Source organism: Kitasatospora sp. NPDC024654 (genome assembly GCF_055559155.1).
Genome location: NZ_JBVHLF010000015.1, coordinates 54,795 through 70,794 on the forward strand (window position 1 = coordinate 54,795; position 16,000 = coordinate 70,794).

General features: G+C 74.2%; 13 protein-coding genes and 1 pseudogene. 7 read left to right on the forward strand and 7 right to left on the reverse strand.

Going from position 1 to position 16,000, the window contains the following annotated elements; genetic code table 11:
• Positions 1-11: 11 nt before the first annotated feature.
• Complete coding sequence (locus ACZ38L_RS12195) at positions 12-1,619, reverse strand: ABC-F family ATP-binding cassette domain-containing protein (protein ID WP_465691881.1); 1,608 nt, start codon at positions 1,617-1,619, stop codon at positions 12-14.
• 340 nt (positions 1,620-1,959) lie between these two features.
• Here ACZ38L_RS12195 and ACZ38L_RS12200 point away from each other — a divergent pair, with 340 nt between their 5' ends.
• From ACZ38L_RS12200 to ACZ38L_RS12210, 3 genes are all read left to right on the forward strand, one after another.
• Entirely contained in the window at positions 1,960-3,597 is a 1,638-nt protein-coding gene (locus ACZ38L_RS12200) for an ABC-F family ATP-binding cassette domain-containing protein (protein WP_465691883.1), read from the forward strand.
• A 71-nt stretch (positions 3,598-3,668) separates the two neighbouring features.
• On the forward strand, positions 3,669-4,343 hold the full coding sequence (locus tag ACZ38L_RS12205; RefSeq protein ID WP_465691885.1) for a nitroreductase family protein: 675 nt from the start codon (positions 3,669-3,671) through the stop codon (positions 4,341-4,343).
• A 65-nt stretch (positions 4,344-4,408) separates the two neighbouring features.
• On the forward strand, positions 4,409-5,020 hold the full coding sequence (locus ACZ38L_RS12210; RefSeq protein WP_465691887.1) for a GNAT family N-acetyltransferase: 612 nt from the start codon (positions 4,409-4,411) through the stop codon (positions 5,018-5,020).
• Positions 5,021-5,205: 185 nt separating this feature from the next.
• On the opposite strand, the gene ACZ38L_RS12215 is transcribed toward ACZ38L_RS12210, so the two are convergent.
• A complete protein-coding gene (locus ACZ38L_RS12215; RefSeq protein ID WP_465691889.1) occupies positions 5,206-6,840 on the reverse strand; it encodes an isovaleryl-CoA dehydrogenase in 1,635 nt (544 codons plus the stop codon).
• A gap of 125 nt (positions 6,841-6,965) precedes the next feature.
• On the opposite strand from ACZ38L_RS12215, the gene ACZ38L_RS12220 reads away from it, so the two are divergent.
• The gene (locus tag ACZ38L_RS12220; protein WP_465691891.1) at positions 6,966-7,526 is read left to right on the forward strand and encodes an NUDIX domain-containing protein; all 561 of its coding nucleotides are present in this window, start codon (positions 6,966-6,968) and stop codon (positions 7,524-7,526) included.
• A gap of 52 nt (positions 7,527-7,578) precedes the next feature.
• On the opposite strand, the gene ACZ38L_RS12225 is transcribed toward ACZ38L_RS12220, so the two are convergent.
• A complete protein-coding gene (locus ACZ38L_RS12225; protein ID WP_465691893.1) occupies positions 7,579-9,969 on the reverse strand; it encodes a Tex family protein in 2,391 nt (796 codons plus the stop codon).
• 132 nt (positions 9,970-10,101) lie between these two features.
• Here ACZ38L_RS12225 and ACZ38L_RS12230 point away from each other — a divergent pair, with 132 nt between their 5' ends.
• Entirely contained in the window at positions 10,102-10,485 is a 384-nt protein-coding gene (locus ACZ38L_RS12230; RefSeq protein ID WP_465691895.1) for a PPOX class F420-dependent oxidoreductase, read from the forward strand.
• A gap of 16 nt (positions 10,486-10,501) precedes the next feature.
• Here ACZ38L_RS12230 and ACZ38L_RS12235 read toward each other — a convergent pair whose 3' ends face one another.
• The gene (locus ACZ38L_RS12235) at positions 10,502-10,957 is read right to left on the reverse strand and encodes a MarR family winged helix-turn-helix transcriptional regulator (RefSeq protein ID WP_465691897.1); all 456 of its coding nucleotides are present in this window, start codon (positions 10,955-10,957) and stop codon (positions 10,502-10,504) included.
• Positions 10,958-11,026: 69 nt separating this feature from the next.
• On the opposite strand from ACZ38L_RS12235, the gene ACZ38L_RS12240 reads away from it, so the two are divergent.
• Positions 11,027-11,401, forward strand: coding sequence for a cupin domain-containing protein (locus ACZ38L_RS12240; RefSeq protein ID WP_465691899.1), 375 nt, complete (start codon positions 11,027-11,029; stop codon positions 11,399-11,401).
• Between the two features lie 7 nt (positions 11,402-11,408).
• On the opposite strand, the gene ACZ38L_RS12245 is transcribed toward ACZ38L_RS12240, so the two are convergent.
• Both ACZ38L_RS12245 and ACZ38L_RS12250 read right to left on the reverse strand, forming a co-directional pair.
• Entirely contained in the window at positions 11,409-13,130 is a 1,722-nt protein-coding gene (locus ACZ38L_RS12245; protein ID WP_465691901.1) for an AMP-binding protein, read from the reverse strand.
• A 56-nt stretch (positions 13,131-13,186) separates the two neighbouring features.
• On the reverse strand, positions 13,187-13,984 hold the full coding sequence (locus ACZ38L_RS12250; RefSeq protein ID WP_465691903.1) for an SGNH/GDSL hydrolase family protein: 798 nt from the start codon (positions 13,982-13,984) through the stop codon (positions 13,187-13,189).
• 103 nt (positions 13,985-14,087) lie between these two features.
• Between ACZ38L_RS12250 and ACZ38L_RS12255 the strand changes: the two genes are divergently transcribed.
• The gene (locus tag ACZ38L_RS12255) at positions 14,088-15,545 is read left to right on the forward strand and encodes a phytoene desaturase family protein (RefSeq protein WP_465691905.1); all 1,458 of its coding nucleotides are present in this window, start codon (positions 14,088-14,090) and stop codon (positions 15,543-15,545) included.
• 87 nt (positions 15,546-15,632) lie between these two features.
• Here the strand turns inward: ACZ38L_RS12255 and ACZ38L_RS12260 are convergent.
• Positions 15,633-15,992 (reverse strand): annotated as a pseudogene (locus ACZ38L_RS12260) (winged helix-turn-helix transcriptional regulator); the annotation flags it as partial.
• Positions 15,993-16,000: the final 8 nt, after the last annotated feature.

Below are 16,000 nucleotides of genomic sequence, written 5' to 3' on the forward strand. Positions count from 1 at the left end.
TCCGGTACCGCTCACATCGGGTCCACCCGCCGCAACCCCGTCCCGTCCAGCCGCAGCCAGCGGGTGATCCCGAGCCCGCGCAGGAACGGCAGGTCGTGGCTGGCCACCACGAGCGCCCCGCGGTAGGACGACAGCGCCTGGGTGAGCTGCCGCACGCTCGCCAGGTCGAGGTTGTTGGTCGGCTCGTCGAGCAGCAGCAACTGCGGTGGCGGGTCGGCCAGCAGCAGCGCGGCCAGCGCCGCCCGGAACCGCTCCCCGCCGGAGAGCGTGCCGGCCGGCTGGTCGGCCCGGCCGGCGCGGAACAGGAAGCGGGCCAGCCGGGCCCGGACCAGGTTGTCGGTGATCCCGGGCGCGAAGGCCTTGACGTTGTCGGCGACGCTCAGCGCGTCGTCGAGCAGGTCGAGCCGCTGCGGCAGGTACCGCAGCGGGACCGGTACGTTGACCGTCCCGGCCAGCGGCGGGAGTTCGCCGGCGATGGTCCGTAGCAGGGTGGACTTGCCGGAGCCGTTGCGCCCGACCAGCGCGATCCGCTCGGAACCGCGCAGGTCGAGGGCGATGCTCGGCCCGAAGGCCGGGCGGACCGCCTCCAGCGAGAGCACGGTACGGCCGGCCGGGACCTCGGTGCGCGGCAGGTCGATCCGGATCTCGGCGTCGTCCCGGATCGCCTCCTCGGCGGCGGTGAGCCGCTCGCGGGCCTCCTCCAGCCGCTCGGTGTGCATGACCCGGTGCTTGCCGGCCGACACCTGGGCCTGCCGCTTGCGCTCGTTCATCACGATCCTGGGCTCGCGCTTGTTCTCGTGCATCTTCTTGCCGTAGCGCACCCGACGGGCCAACTTGACGTTCGCCTCGGCGAGTTCGCGCTCCTGGCGCTGCACGTCGCCCTCCGCGACCCGGACCAGCCGGTCGGCGGCCTCCTGCTCGGCCGCCAGGGTGCGCTGGTAGTCGCCGAAGTTGCCGCCGTACCAGGTCACTTCACCGGCCCGCAGGTCGGCGATCTGGTCGACCCGCTCCAGTAGCTCGCGGTCGTGACTGACCACGACCAGCACGCCGGCCCAGCTCGCGACGGCCTCGTAGAGGCGTTCGCGGGCGGCGAGGTCCAGGTTGTTGGTCGGCTCGTCGAGCAGCAGCACGTCGGGCCGGGCCAACAGCAGGGCCGCCAGCCGGAGCAACACGGCCTCGCCGCCGGAGAGTTCGCCGGTGGTCCGGTCGAGGTCCAGCCCACCGAGGCCCAGCCGGTCGAGGGCCGCGCGGGCGCGCTCCTCGACGTCCCAGTCGTCGCCGAGCGTGCCGAAGTGCCGCTCGTCGACGTCGCCGGACTCGATCGCGTGCAGCGCCTCGCGGCGGGCCCGGATGCCGAGCACCTCGTCGATGCGCAGCGCGGTGTCCAGCACGAGGTCCTGCGGCAGGTAGCCGAGCTCGCCGGCGACCCGCACGCTGCCGCCGGACGGGGTCAGGTCGCCCGCGAGCAGGCGCAGCAGGGTGGACTTGCCGGCACCGTTGAGGCCGATCAGGCCGGTGCGGCCGGGGCCGACCGCGAGGTGGAAGCGGTCCAGCACGGTCGTGCCGTCGGGCCACTCGAAGCTGAGGTCGGTGCAGAGGATGGAGGTGGTGGCTGCCACGGGGGCCTCCTGGGTGGTTGCTCAAAGGGATGGTGGGCACCACGGGAGACACCGCTGAGGGGCGTGCGGACGCGACGGAACAGGCGGACGGAACGGACGGCTCCGGGCCGAGGTCGGACAGCACGCTCGATCGCCGCGCGAGGACTCAGCGCGGGAGCGGTGTCTCATGACCTCAGTAGAGCAACGGCCTTCTCCTGTCCGGCAGAGGTGCGAACGGGTTCCCGAGCGGTTCGGGCGAACCGACGACGGCAACGCTACGGGCGCCCGGCCGGCCTCGACAACCGGTTTTCCCTGGCCGTTCCCCGGGCCCGCCCCGGCCCGCCTTAGGATCGGGGACATCATGAGTGCCACTCTCGTAACCAAGGATCTCAGCGCGGGCCACGGCGAGCGCACCCTCTTCTCCGGGCTCGACCTGGTCGTCGCGCCGGGCGAGGTGACCGGGTTGGTCGGCGTCAACGGCGCGGGCAAGTCCACCCTGCTGCGCCTGCTGGCCGGGCTGGACCGGCCGGAGAGCGGCTCGATCACGCTCAGCCCGCCCGCCGCCACCGTCGGCCACCTGCCGCAGGAGCCGGAGCGCCGTCCCGGCGAGTCGGTCCGCGACTTCCTGGCCCGGCGGACCGGCGTGGCGGCCGCCCAGGCGGCGCTGGACGTGGCGACCGAGGGCCTGGTCGAGGGCCGGCCGGGCGCCGACGACGCCTACGCGGACTGCTTGGACCGCTGGCTCAACCTGGGTGGCGCCGACCTGGAGGAGCGGGCCGAGGAGGTGGCCGACTCGCTGGGCCTCAAGGTCGGCCTCGACCTGCCCATGACCGCGCTCTCCGGCGGCCAGGCGGCCCGGGCCGGCCTCGCCTCGCTGCTGCTCTCCCGCTACGACGTGTTCCTGCTGGACGAGCCCACCAACGACCTCGACCTGGAGGGCCTGGCCCGGCTGGAGTCGTTCGTCAAGGGCCTGCGCGCCGGGACGGTGCTGATCAGCCACGACCGCGAGTTCCTGGCCCGGACGGTGACCCGGGTGCTGGAGCTGGACCTCGTCCAACAGCAGGTCAACCTCTACGGCGGTGGCTACGACTCGTACCTGGAGGAGCGCGAGCGGGCCCGGCAGCACGCCCGCGAGGAGTACGAGGAGTACGCGGAGACCAAGGCGGGCCTGGAGGCCCGGGCCCGGATGCAGAAGGGCTGGGCGGACAAGGGCGTGCGCAACGCCCTCAAGAAGCAGCCCGACAGCGACAGGATCCGCAAGGCCGCGGCCGTCTCGTCCTCGGAGAAGCAGGCCGCCAAGGCCAAGCAGACCCAGCGCATGATCGAGCGACTGGAGGTGGTCGAGGAGCCGCGCAAGGAGTGGCAGCTGCGGATGGAGATCGCGAACGCCCCGCGCTCCGGCTCGGTGGTGGCGACGCTCCGTCAGGCGGCCGTCCGGCGTGGCGAGTTCGCCTTCGGTCCGGTCGACCTGCAGATCGACTGGGCGGACCGGGTGGCGATCACCGGGGCCAACGGCGCGGGCAAGTCGACGCTGCTGGCCGCTCTCCTCGGGAGGCTCCAACTCGACTCCGGGGACGCCTCGTTGGGCTCCGGCGTGGTGGTCGGCGAGGTGGACCAGGCACGCGGACTGTTCCTCGGCGGCGAGCCGCTGCTGGAGGCGTTCGGCGCCGCCGTACCGGAGTTGGCGCCGGCCGACATCCGTACCCTGCTGGCCAAGTTCGGGTTGAAGGCGGCGCACGTGCTCCGCCCGGCCGACACGCTCTCGCCCGGCGAGCGCACCCGGGCGGCGCTCGCGCTGCTGCAGGCTCGCGGGGTGAACCTGCTGGTGCTGGACGAGCCGACCAACCACCTGGACCTGGTCGCCATCGAGCAGTTGGAGTCGGCACTGGCCTCCTACCCGGGGACGTTGCTGCTGGTCACCCACGACCGGCGGATGCTGGAGGCGGTCTCGGTGAACCGGCGGATCGCGGTGGCGGACGGCCGGGTGACCGAGTTCTGATCGGCCACCGTCAGGGTGGAGAGGTCTGAACCTCTTCCGCCGAGCGGCCGTGGTGTGCTGTGCTGTCGACCATGGCTGACAGCACAGCGCCCGCGACGGACCTCCCGACCGTCCCGCTCCGCCCGATGACCGTGCCGGCCCACGAGGCGGTGGACCGTTGCCGGTCCTTCCACGACGTGATGGCCCAGCGCCGGACCGTCCGCGACTACGCGACCCGCCCGGTCCCGGACGGGGTGATCGACTGGGCGGTCCGGACCGCCGCCACCGCGCCCAGCGGCGCCCACGTCCAGCCCTGGCGGTTCGTGGTGATCACCGACCCGGAGCGCAAGCGGCGGCTGCGCGAGGCGGCCGAGGCCGAGGAGCGCGAGTTCTACGCGCACCGGGCCTCGGCGGAGTGGCTGGCCGCGCTGGCGCCGATCGGGACCGACTGGCACAAGCCGTTCCTGGAGGACGCACCGGCGGTGATCGTGGTCTTCGAGGTGCACAAGGGGCCGGACTCGCCTCGGCCGTACTACACCAAGGAGTCGGTGGGGATCGCGGTCGGCCTGCTGCTGGCCTCGCTGCACCAGGCTGGGCTGGCCACGCTGACCCACACCCCGAGCCCGATGCGCTTCCTCAACGAGGTGTGCGACCGGCCGGCCGAGGAGCGGGCGGCCTACGTCATCCCGGTCGGCTACCCGGCCGACGGCGCCCGGGTGCCGGACCTGCGGCGCAAGGAGCTGGACGAGGTGCTGGTCCGGCTCTGAACCACGCTCCGGGCACCGCGGAAACGGCTGGTCAGGGTGGACGGCCGGCTGCCATCATGCGGGACATGAGCCGAACCTCCGACGAGCCCGCAGCCGCCGCCCCGGTCACCACCGGCCGACCGCCGGAGCTGATCGCCCTGCCCGGCGGCGTCTCGCTGCGCCGCCGGACGGTGGCGGACGCCGCGGCGGCCAACGCGGCGGTGATCCGCAACCTGGAACACCTGCGGCCCTGGATGCCCTGGGCCGGCTCGGCGCCGACCCTGGAGCGCAGCACCGAGATGACCAAGGCCGGCTGGCAACTCTGGGAGGACGGCACCGACTTCCTGTACGTGGTCGGGCTGGACGCCGAACCCGGCAGCATCGTCGGCGCGTTCGGGCTGCACGGCCGGGTCGGGCCGGGCGCGCTGGAGATCGGCTACTGGGTGGACGCGGCCCACACGGGCCGGGGGATCGCGACCGACGCCGCCCGCGCGCTCACCGAGGCGGCGCTGGCACTGCCCGGCATCGTCCGGGTGGAGATCCACTGCGACGAGACCAACCTCGCCAGCGCGGCCGTCCCGCGCAAGCTCGGCTACCGCCTGGACCGGGTCGACCGGCGGCCACCGAGCACCCCGGCGGAGACCGATCGGCTGCAGATCTGGATCACCGAACGGCCGACCGGCCGGGCGGCCGGCTGAGCGGGTTGGCCGAACAACCGCGGTCGAAAACGGGTGGCAGCTGTCAGCTGACAGCTGGCAGAATCTGTCACCCCATCATTGGCGTGCGGGGCTCCCGGGTGGGCCCCGCACGCCGGTGGACGGCGGGCGGCCGGCCCCGGCCGCGGCCACCGAGCCGGCCTGCTCCCTTGCCCGCCGGGCAGTCCCTAACCCGCCACGGGCTGCGCGCGGCGCAGGATCGCCTCGGTGTCGACGCCCGCCGGCAGGGTGCCGAAGGCGCCGCCGTGGTCGCCGGCCAGCCGCGAGGCGCAGAAGGCGTCGGCGACCGCCGGGTCGGCGTACCGGACCAGCAGCGCGCCCTGCAGGGTCAGCGCCAGCTGCTCGACCAGCCGGCGGGTGCGGAACTCCAGGTCGGTCAGGTCGCCCAGCTGCTTGCGCAGTCCGGCCGCCGCCGCGTCCAGCCGGCGGTCGGCACCGGCCGCCGCGTCCACCTCGGCGAAGTAGGCGTCCAGCGATTGCGGGCTGCGCGCCATCGCCCGCAGCGCGTCCAGCGCCGCGACGTTGCCCGAGCCCTCCCAGATCGACACCAGCGGCGCCTCCCGGTAGAGCCGCGGCATCCCCGACTCCTCGACGTACCCGTTGCCGCCCAGGCACTCCAACGCCTCCGCCGCGTGCGCCGGACCGCGCTTGCACACCCAGTACTTGGAGACCGCCAGCCCGAGCCGCTTGAACAGCGCCTCGCCCTCGTCCCCGGCCACCGCCCGGTCGGTCGCCTCGGCCAGCCGCAGCGCGACCGTGGTGGCGGCCTCCGACTCGATCGCCAGATCGGCCAACACGTTGCGCATCAGCGGCTGGTCGATCAGCGCCTTGCCGAACGCCCGCCGGTGGTTCGCGTGTTGGACCGCCCGCTGGACACCGAGCCGCATCCCGGAGGCGGCGCCGAGGGTGCAGTCCAGCCGGGTCATGTTGACCATCTCGATGATGGTCGGCACGCCGCGCCCCTCCTCGCCGACCAGCCAACCGACCGCGCCGTCGTACTCCAACTCGGCCGAGGCGTTGGAACGGTTGCCCAGCTTGTCCTTGAGCCGCTGGATGAACAGCGCGTTGCGCGAGCCGTCCGGCAGCACCCGCGGCAGCAGGAAGCAGCTGAGCCCGCCGGGCGCCTGGGCGAGGGTCAGGAAGACGTCGGACATCGGCGCGGAGGTGAACCACTTGTGGCCGGTCAGCCGGTAGCTGCCGTCCGCGGCGGGCACCGCGGTGGTGCTGTTGGCCCGGACGTCCGAACCACCCTGCTTCTCGGTCATCGACATGCCGGCGATCAGGCCGCGCTTGCCGTGCGGCTCGCGCAGGCCGAAGTCGTAGCTGGGGGAGGCGAGCAACGGCTCCAGCCAGCCGGCCAGTTCAGGGGTGCTGCGGAGCGCCGGGACGGCCGCGTAGGTCATCGAGATCGGGCAGCTGTGGCCGGCCTCCACCTGGCCCCAGAGGTAGAACTTGGCCGCCCGGGCGGTGTGCGCGCCGGGGCGGGCGTCCTGCCAGGGGGCGGCGTGCATGCCGTGCGAGACGGCGATCTCCATCAACTGGTGCCAGGCGGGGTGGAACTCGACCTCGTCGATCCGGTGGCCGAAGCGGTCATGGGTGCGCAGGACCGGCTCGTTCTCGTTGGCCAGCCGGCCCCACTCGGCGGCCTGCTCGGTGCCGGCCAGCGCGCCGAGTTCGCGCAGCTCGGGCTCGGCCCAGCCGGCACCGGCCCGGTGCAGGGCGGCGAGCAGAGCCGGGTCCTCCGCGGTGTTGTGGCCGTACGGCGGCGGTACCTGGTTGGTGACCTCGTGGGTCGGCGCCATGCGCTGCTCCCTACTCGCGGGTAACTGATATCTCCAGCCTGCCGCATCGGCGGCCGGAACGGGAGGGTGGACGCTCCCCGTCTTGCGGGCGCCGGCCGGTGGGAAACGCCCACTAGGATCGGCCGATGACGGAAACGACCGATATCGCGAACCGCCCACAGGACCGCTTCCCCGCGCTCTTCGCGCCGCAGCGCTGGGAGTGGGGAGGGATGGACGCCCAGTTCTCCACCGAGCTGCCGCCGGACGGTCTGATCACCAACATCCACCTCGCCGGGTTCACCGGCGACCTGCTGGTGCTCTGCCGCGACTCGCGCGGCCACTGGTTCCTGCCGGGCGGCACCCGGGAGGCGGGCGAGAGCATCGGCTCCTGCCTGGACCGCGAGCTGCGCGAGGAGGCCGGCGCGCGGCTGCTCGGGCCGGCCAGCTGGATCGGCGCGCACCGCTGCGTGACGGACCATCCGGAGCCGTACCGCCCGTGGCAGCCGCACCCGGAGAAGGCCTGGCTGTGGGGGTGGGCCGAGGTGGTGGTCGACTCCGCGCCGACCAACCCGGCGGACGGCGAGCAGGTCGAGGAGGTCCGGGCGATGCCGGTGGCGGAGGCCTGCGAGCTGCTGTCCCGGGGGCGGGAGCCCTGGTGGGGCGAGCTGGTGGCGTTCGCCGCGGCGCACCGCGATGGCACCCTGTAGGACGTCACGAGGCGTGGGAAGTCGACTCTGCCGACCTCCCACGCCTCAGCACCTACTTGGTCAGCCCCGCCCGCCGCAACGCGTCGGCCATCGCACTGTTGCCGATCGGCGCCGAGCCACCCGGGCCGCCGCCCCCGCGCCGGTCCTGCCGCGGCGGACGCGGACCGCGCTCGCCTCCGCGCTCGGTGCGGCCCGAACCACCCGATCCGCCGCCCGGCCGCCCGACCTCGTCGTCCAGCCGCAGGGTCAGCCCGATCCGCTTGCGCGCCACGTCCACCGAGACCACCCGGACGGTCACCACGTCACCGGGCTTGACCACCTCCCGCGGGTCCTTGACGAACTTCGCCGACAGCGCCGACACGTGCACCAGCCCGTCCTGGTGCACCCCCACGTCGACGAAGGCCCCGAACGCGGCGACGTTGGTCACCACGCCCTCCAGCACCATCCCCACCTCCAGGTCGCCGATCTTGTCGACGCCCTCCTTGAAGGTCGCGGTGCGGAACGCCGGCCGCGGGTCGCGCCCGGGCTTGTCCAGCTCGCCCAGGATGTCCGTGACGGTCGGCACGCCGAAGGTCTCGTCCGCGAAGTCGGCCGGCCGCAGCGCCCGCAGCGCCGCACCGTTGCCGACCAGCTCGCGCACCGTGCCACCGGTGGCCGCCAGGATCCGTCGCACCACGGGGTACGCCTCCGGGTGCACCGCCGAGGCGTCCAGCGGGTCGTCCCCGTCCTGGATCCGCAGGAAGCCCGCGCACTGCTCGAACGCCTTCGGCCCGAGCCGGGCCACGTCCTTGAGCGCCTTGCGGGTGCGGAACGGCCCGTTGGCGTCCCGGTGCGCGACGATGTTGTCGGCCAGCCCGGCCGTCACCCCGGAGACCCGGGTCAGCAGCGGCGCCGAGGCGGTGTTGACGTCCACGCCGACCGCGTTCACGCAGTCCTCGACCACCGCGTCCAGCGAGCGCGACAGCTTCGCCTCGCTGAGGTCGTGCTGGTACTGGCCGACCCCGATCGACTTGGGGTCGATCTTCACCAGCTCGGCCAGCGGGTCCTGCAGCCGGCGGGCGATGGAGACCGCGCCGCGGATCGAGACGTTGAGCTCCGGAAGCTCCTGCGAGGCGTAGGCGGAGGCCGAGTAGACCGAGGCGCCCGCCTCCGAGACCATCGCCTTGGTGAGCTTCAGCTCCGGGTGGCGCTTGATGAGCTCCTCGGCCAGCTTGTCGGTCTCCCGCGAGGCGGTGCCGTTGCCGATCGCGATCAGGTCGACCGCGTGCGCCTTGGCCAGCGCGGCCAGGGTGGACAGCGCCGCGTCCCACTTGTTGGCCGGCTGGTGCGGGTAGATCGTGTCGTGCGCCACCACCTTGCCGGTGGCGTCCACCACCGCGACCTTGACGCCGGTCCGGAAGCCCGGGTCCAGGCCCATGGTGGCCCGGGTGCCGGCGGGTGCGGCGAGCAGCAGGTCGCGCAGGTTGGCGGCGAACACCCGGACCGCCTCGTCCTCGGCCTCCTGGCGCAGCCGGGTGCGCAGGTCCAGGCCGAGCCGGACCAGGATCCTGGTCCGCCAGGCCCAACGGACCGTGTCGCCGAGCCACTTGTCAGCCGGACGGCCGTGGTCGGCGACCCCGAACCGGGCGGCGATCCGCTGCTCGTAGTCGCTCTGGCCGGGCAGGTCGCCGGACTGCTCGCCGTCCTCCGGGGACAGCTCCAGGTCGAGGACCTCCTCCTTCTCGCCGCGCAGCATCGCCAGGATCCGGTGCGAGGGGAGCTTGGTGAAGGGTTCGGCGAAGTCGAAGTAGTCGGCGAACTTGGCGCCCTCCTGCTCCTTGCCCTCCCGGACGGTGGCGACCAGCCGGCCACGGGTCCACATCCGCTCGCGCAGGCCACCGATCAGGTCGGCGTCCTCGGCGAAGCGTTCGACCAGGATCGCCCGGGCGCCCTCCAGCGCGGCGGGCGCGTCGGCCACGTTCTCGTTGACGAAGGTCGCGGCGAGCACGGCCGGCTGCTGCCCGGGGTCGGCCAGCAGCTGGTCGGCCAGCGGCTCCAGACCGGCCTCGCGGGCGATCTGCGCCTTGGTGCGCCGCTTGGGCTTGAACGGGAGGTAGATGTCCTCCAACCGGGCCTTGGAGTCGGCGGCCAGGATCTGCGCTCGCAACGCGTCGTCCAACTTGCCCTGCGCCTCGACGGATTCCAGCACCGCCGCGCGCCGCTCCTCCAGCTCCCGCAGGTAGCGCAGCCGCTCCTCCAGGGTGCGCAGCTGGGCGTCGTCCAGCTCGCCGGTGACCTCCTTGCGGTAGCGGGCGATGAACGGCACGGTCGAACCGCCGTCCAGCAGCTCGACGGCTGCCCTCACCTGGCCCTCGCGGACACCGAGTTCCTCGGCGATCCGCCGCCCGACTGCCCGTTCGGCTGCCGCTGCTGCCTGTGCTGCCTGCTCGGCTGGCGTGGTCACGAAGCCGGTCACCTTCTCCAGAGTTGCGCTGTCGATCAGAGTTGCACTGCCGGTCCTGCTGGTACGCCCTGCATTCTGGCAGCTTCCGCGCCTTCCCCGGCGGTGTGGCGCGAGGCCCGTACAGTTCGGGCCATGGACGAAGCGCAGCTGGAGCGGCTCAGCCGCGGCAAGTACCTGCTGGTCACCTCGTATCGCAAGGACGGCTCGCCGGTGGCCACCCCGGTCTGGGTGGTCCGGGACGGGCCGGCGCTGGGGGTGTGGACCGCCACCGACTCCTGGAAGGTCAAGCGGATCCGCCGCCGGCCGGACGTGCTGGTCGGCCCGTGCGACGTCCGGGGCAAGCCGACCGGGCTGTCGGTGCCGGCCCGCGCCGAGCTGCTGGACACCGCGGGCACCACCCGCTACCGCGCCCTGCTGGCCCGCAAGTACGGCATCCTCGGGCGGCTGACCATGCTCGGCAGCCGGATCCGGCGCGGCACCGAGGGCACGGTCGGGATCCGGCTCACCCTCAGCTGAGCCTCCGGGGCCGGTTTCACCAGAGCGGGCGCAGCCGGCCGGACGGGGCGAGCCGGGCCAGTCCGTCGCGCAGCTCGCGCAGTCGGGCCGGCCCCAGCTCTGCCTGCCACGGGCGGACCGCCTCGGCCGCCGCCTCCTCGGCCGCCCGGGTACAGGCCCGGCCGCGCTCGGTGAGGACGATCAGCCGGGCCCGCGCGTCGGCCGGGTGCGGGTGGCGCTCGACGTAGCCCTTGCGGACCAGCTCCTCGACCAGCTGGCTGGCCGCCTGCTTGGTGACGTCCAGGTGCTCGGCCAGCTCACCGACGGTGGCGCCGTCGGGGGCGAGCCGCACGAAGGCGTAGCCGTGCGCCGGGCGCAGGTCGGCGAAGCCGCGCCGGCGGACCCCGTCGTCGATCCGGCGCACCAGGTCGGCCGCCAGGCTCAGCACCAGCGGCGGGAGGCTGAGGGCCACGGGGTCGGGGGCTTCGGTCATGGCGGCCAGTCTGCCACTTGACGAGATAGGCAAGTAGCTTGACCATTTGCTTCCACGGAAGGGACTCCCATGCCCGTCATCACCGCCACCGAGGGCGCCGTCCACGAGGTACACGGCGCCCGCTTCACCTCCTACGCCACCAGCGCCACCGGCAGCACCGAACTCGCCGCCTGGCGGCTGGAGATCCCGGCCGGCAGCCGCGGCGTACCGCACACCATCAGCCGGGAGGAGGTCTTCCTGGTCCAGGCGGGCGAGCTGGCCTTCTCGATCGACGACGAGCGGACCACCGCCCGGGCCGGCGACGTGGTGATCGCCCCCGCCGGCTGCCGCCTCGCCGTGCACGGCTCCGAGCGGGAGGCGGGCCGCGCCTGGGTCACCACCCGGCTCGGCCTGCGGGCCGAACTCGCCGACGGCACGGTCCTCACCCCGCCCTGGGCCGCCTGACGGGGCGCTAGCCGCGCAGCTCGGGGAACTGGTCGTCGCGCCACTCCCGGGCCGTGGCCGGCAGCCCGTGCTCCTCGCGGGCCCGCAGCTCGACCCGGCGGATCTTGCCGGAGATGGTCTTCGGCAGCTCGAAGAACTCGACCCGGCGCACCCGCAGGTAGGGCGCCAGGTTCTGCCGGGCGTGCCGCAGGATCGCCAGCGCCGTCTCGCGGTCCGGCTCCCAGCCGGGCGCGAGCGCGACGTACGCCTTCGGCACCGCGAGCCGGGTCGGGTCCGGCGCCGGCACCACCGCCGCCTCGGCCACCGCCGGGTGCTCGATCAGCACGCTCTCCAGCTCGAACGGGGAGACCTTGTAGTCGGACGCCTTGAACACGTCGTCGGTGCGGCCGACGTAGCTGATGTAGCCGTCCGCGTCGCGGCTCGCCACGTCACCGGTGCGGTAGTAACCGCCGGCCGTCACCTCCGCGTTGCGCTCGGGGTCGCCCAGGTAGCCGGTCATCAGGTTGAGCGGCCGCTCGGCGAGGTCCAGGCACAACTCGCCCTCGTCGGCGGGCTTCCCGGAGACCGGGTCCACCAGCACCACCGGCACACCGGGCAGCGGGCGGCCCATCGAGCCGGGCTTGACCGGCGCACCCGGGGTGTTGCCGACCAGCAGGGTGGTCTCGGTCTGCCCGAAGCCGTCCCGGATGGTCAGGCCCCAGTGCTCCTCGATCCGCGCGATCACCTCGGGGTTGAGCGGCTCGCCGGCCGCGACCAGCTCGCGCAACGCGCCCGGGCCGGCCGACAGGTCGCCCTGGATCAGCATCCGCCACACCGTGGGCGGCGCGCAGAAGGTGGTGACCCGGGCCCGGTGCAGCTGCTCGACCAGCCGAGTGGCGTCGAAGCGGGCGTAGTTGTACACGAAGATGGTCGCCTCGGCGATCCACGGCGCGAAGAAGCAGCTCCAGGCGTGCTTCGCCCAGCCCGGTGAGCTGATGTTGAGGTGGACGTCGCCCGGGCGCAGGCCGATCCAGTGCATCGTCGTCAAATGCCCGACGGGATAGGAGATCTGTGTGTGCTCGACCAACTTGGGCCGGCTGGTGGTGCCGGAGGTGAAGTAGACCAGCAGCGGATCGCCGGGCGAGGTACGGGCCTCGAACGGCGACGGCTCCGCCAGGGCGTAGGCGTCGGCGTACCGGGCCCAGCCGGCGGCCTCACCCTCACCCACCGCGATCCGGGTGTAACTCCCCTCCAGGTCCTGGAACTTCGCGGTGTCCGCGACGTTCGCCAGCACGTGCCCCGCCGCACCGCGGGCGATCCGGTCGGCCAGGTCGGCCGGGCCGAGCGCGGTGGTGGTCGGCATGATCACCGCGCCGAGCTTCATCACCGCGAGCATCGCCTCCCACAACTCGACCTGGTTGCCGAGCATCAGCAGCACCCGGTCGCCGGGACGCACCCCCTGACCCACCAGCCAGTGCGCCACCTGGTCGGAGCGGTGGGCCAGTTCGGCGAAGCTGTAGCGGGCCTCGGTGCCGTCCTCCTCGGCGATCCACAGCGCGGTCCGGTCGTTGCCGCGGGCGATCGCGTCGAACCAGTCGACCGCCCAGTTGAACCGGCCCTCGATGGCCGGCCAGGCGAACCGCTCGGCGCCCGGCCGCAGCAGCAGGTCGCGGGCGGAGCGGAAACGCGCCGTCGCGGAGGTCAGTTGAGCGGGGGTCAGCTGAGAGTGGTTACCCGACGTCGTGGTCACGGCAGCCGAGCATACTCACCGCACCCCTCGGAGCGGCAGAGTCCGGTCGCCGCCGGTCAGCCCTCGTACGGCAGCAGCTCGGCCCGCTTCGCCGGCCGGCCGTCCCCCGAGGAGCGGCCGGTCAGCCGCCGGACCAGCCACGGGCCGACGTGGATCCGCAGCCAGTGCAGGTCGGACCGCACCCGCCGCCACCGCCCGGCCGGCGGGGCGGGCGGCAGCGCGGCGCGCCAGTCGAAGGCGCCCGGGCGGCCGAGCGCCTGGAGCACCGCCTCGGCGACCCGGCGGTGGCCCTCCGGCGAGAGGTGCAGCCGGTCCTCGGCCCACAGCCGCCGGTCGTCGAAGCAGCCGGCCGAGAACAGATCCACCACCACGGCCCTCGGGTGCGCGGCGGCGAGCCCCTCGACGAAGGCCTTGAGCCGGCGGATCGCGGGCATCAGCCGGGCGCTGCCGGCCATCCGGCGGCTCGGGTCGGTACTGGTGAAGAGCACCACGGTGGCACCGGTGGCCAGCAGCCGCTCGGCCGCCGCCGCCAGCCGGGCCTCGACCTCGGCGATGTCGCAGCCGGGGCGCAGCACGTCGTTCAGCCCGCCGGCCAGGGTGACCAGCTCGGCCCCCATCCCGGCGGCCGCTGCCAGCTGCTCGTCGCAGATCTGGCCGATCAGCTTGCCCCGGACCGCCAGATTGGCGTACCTGAGGCCGGATCCGCCGCCCTCGGCGGCCAGCGCGGCGGCGAGCCGGTCGGCCCAGCCGCGGTAGTGGCCGTCCGGGAGCAGCTCGTCGCACATGCCCTCGGTGAAGGAGTCACCGAGGGCGACGTAGCTCGCGAAGCGGGTGGGGGCGGTGGTCTCGTCCATGGCGGCACGATGCTACGCGCGCGGCGGCGCCCCGGATCGACCGGGGTGCGCCGCGCACCCGGTGGCGGGATGATCACTGTGACCGTCGAGAGGAGCGCGGACCATGACGGACGGCCGGCCGGACGTCGCGGTGGTCGGATCCGGACCGAACGGTCTGGCCGCCGCGATCACCATGGCCCGGGCCGGGCTCGCGGTCGAGCTCCACGAGGCGGCACCGGAGGTCGGCGGCGGGCTGCGGTCGGCCGCGCTCTTCCGCCCCGACGTGCGGCACGACCTCTGCTCGACCGCCCACCCGATGGCCCGGGCGTCCCGGTTCCTGCGCGAGTTCGACCTGGCCGCGCGCGGCGTCGACCTGCTGGTGCCGGAGCTGAGCTACGCCCACCCGCTCCCGGGCGGGCGGGCCGGGCTCGCCTACCGGAGCCTGCGCCGGACCTGCGCGGAGCTCGGACCGGACGGACGGCGCTGGCGCGCCCTGATGGAGCCGCTGCTGCTGCACAGCCGCGGGCTGGTCGACCTGATGCTGTCCGGCCAGCGGAGCCTGCCGGCGGACCCGGTGGCCGCGCTGCTGCTGGCGGCGCGGCTCCCCACCGTCGGCACGCCGCTCGCCCGCCACCAGTTCGCCGGCGAGCAGGCCCCGGCGCTGCTGGCCGGCGTCGCCGCGCACGCCGTCGGCCGGCTGCCCTCGCCGACCGGTGCCGCGGTGGCGCTGCTGCTGGGTCACCTGGCGCACGGCACCGGCTGGCCGCTGGTGCGCGGCGGCAGCGACCGGATCGCCCGGGTGATGGCCGCGGACCTGACGGCGCACGGCGGGCGGATCACCACCGGGCGCCGGGTCGCCGACCTGCGCGAACTGCGCGGCGCCCGGGCGGTGCTGCTGGATCTCGGGCCGACGGAGTTCCTGCGGGTGTCGGGAGCGCTGCTGCCCGAGCGCTACCGGCGCGCCCTGCGCGCGTTCCGGTACGGGCCCGGGGCCGCCAAGGTCGACTTCCTGGTCTCGGCGCCGATCCCCTGGGCCGATCCTCGGGTGGGCCGGGCCGGCACGGTGCACCTCGGCGGCACCCAGCGCGAGGTGTTCCGGCAGGAGACCCGGGTCGCCCGGGGGCTGCCCGGCGGACGGCCGTTCGTGCTGGTGGTCGACCCGGCGGCGACCGACCCGGGGCGGGCGGCCGGCGGGGCCCGTCCGGTGTGGGCGTACGCGCACGTGCCGAACGGCGACCCCACGGATCCGGCGGAGCTGGTGACGGCGTCGATCGAGCGGTACGCGCCCGGGTTCGCCGACACCGTCATCGCCCGACAGGCGTGCAGCGCGGCCGCGTTGGAGCGGTACAACCCGAACTACGTCGGCGGCGACATCTCCGCCGGGGCGATCACGCTGCGGCAGTCCGTGCTGCGGCCGGTACCCCGCTGGGACCCGTACCGCACCGCCCTGCCCGGGGTGTACCTCTGCTCCGCCGCCACCCCGCCGGGGCCCGGCGTGCACGGCATGTGCGGGTACCTGGCGGCGCGTTCGGCGCTCCGGCACGAGTTCGGCATCCACCGGGCACCGTCGCTCTCGCCTTGACCCCGTCCCCGGGGCGGACCGATCGGCCGCCCGACGACCGGCTGACCGGCGCCGGCCTCAGCCGACGGGCTCGTGCGTCACCGTCACCCAGTGCCCGCGCACCGCGTCCGTCGGCCGGGGCGCGCCGAGCGCGTCCATCCCCCACTCCCCGAGCGCCGCCACCACCGCGCGCAGCGCCTCCCCACGCGCCGTCAACTCGTAGACCATCCCCCGTGCGGGTGGTTCCATCCGCCGCCGTTGCAGCACGCCCTCGGCCTCCAGCTGCTTCAGCCGGGCCGCCAGGATGTCGGTGCTCACTCCCGGCAGGTCCGCGTGCAGATCGGTGTAGCGGCGCGGCCCGCCCAGCAGTTCACGGACGATCAGGAGGCTCCAGCGCTCCCCCACCGCGTCCAGGGCCCGGGCGACGGCGCAGTACTGGTCGTAGCTTCGGCGTGACTGACGTGACATGGCGATCA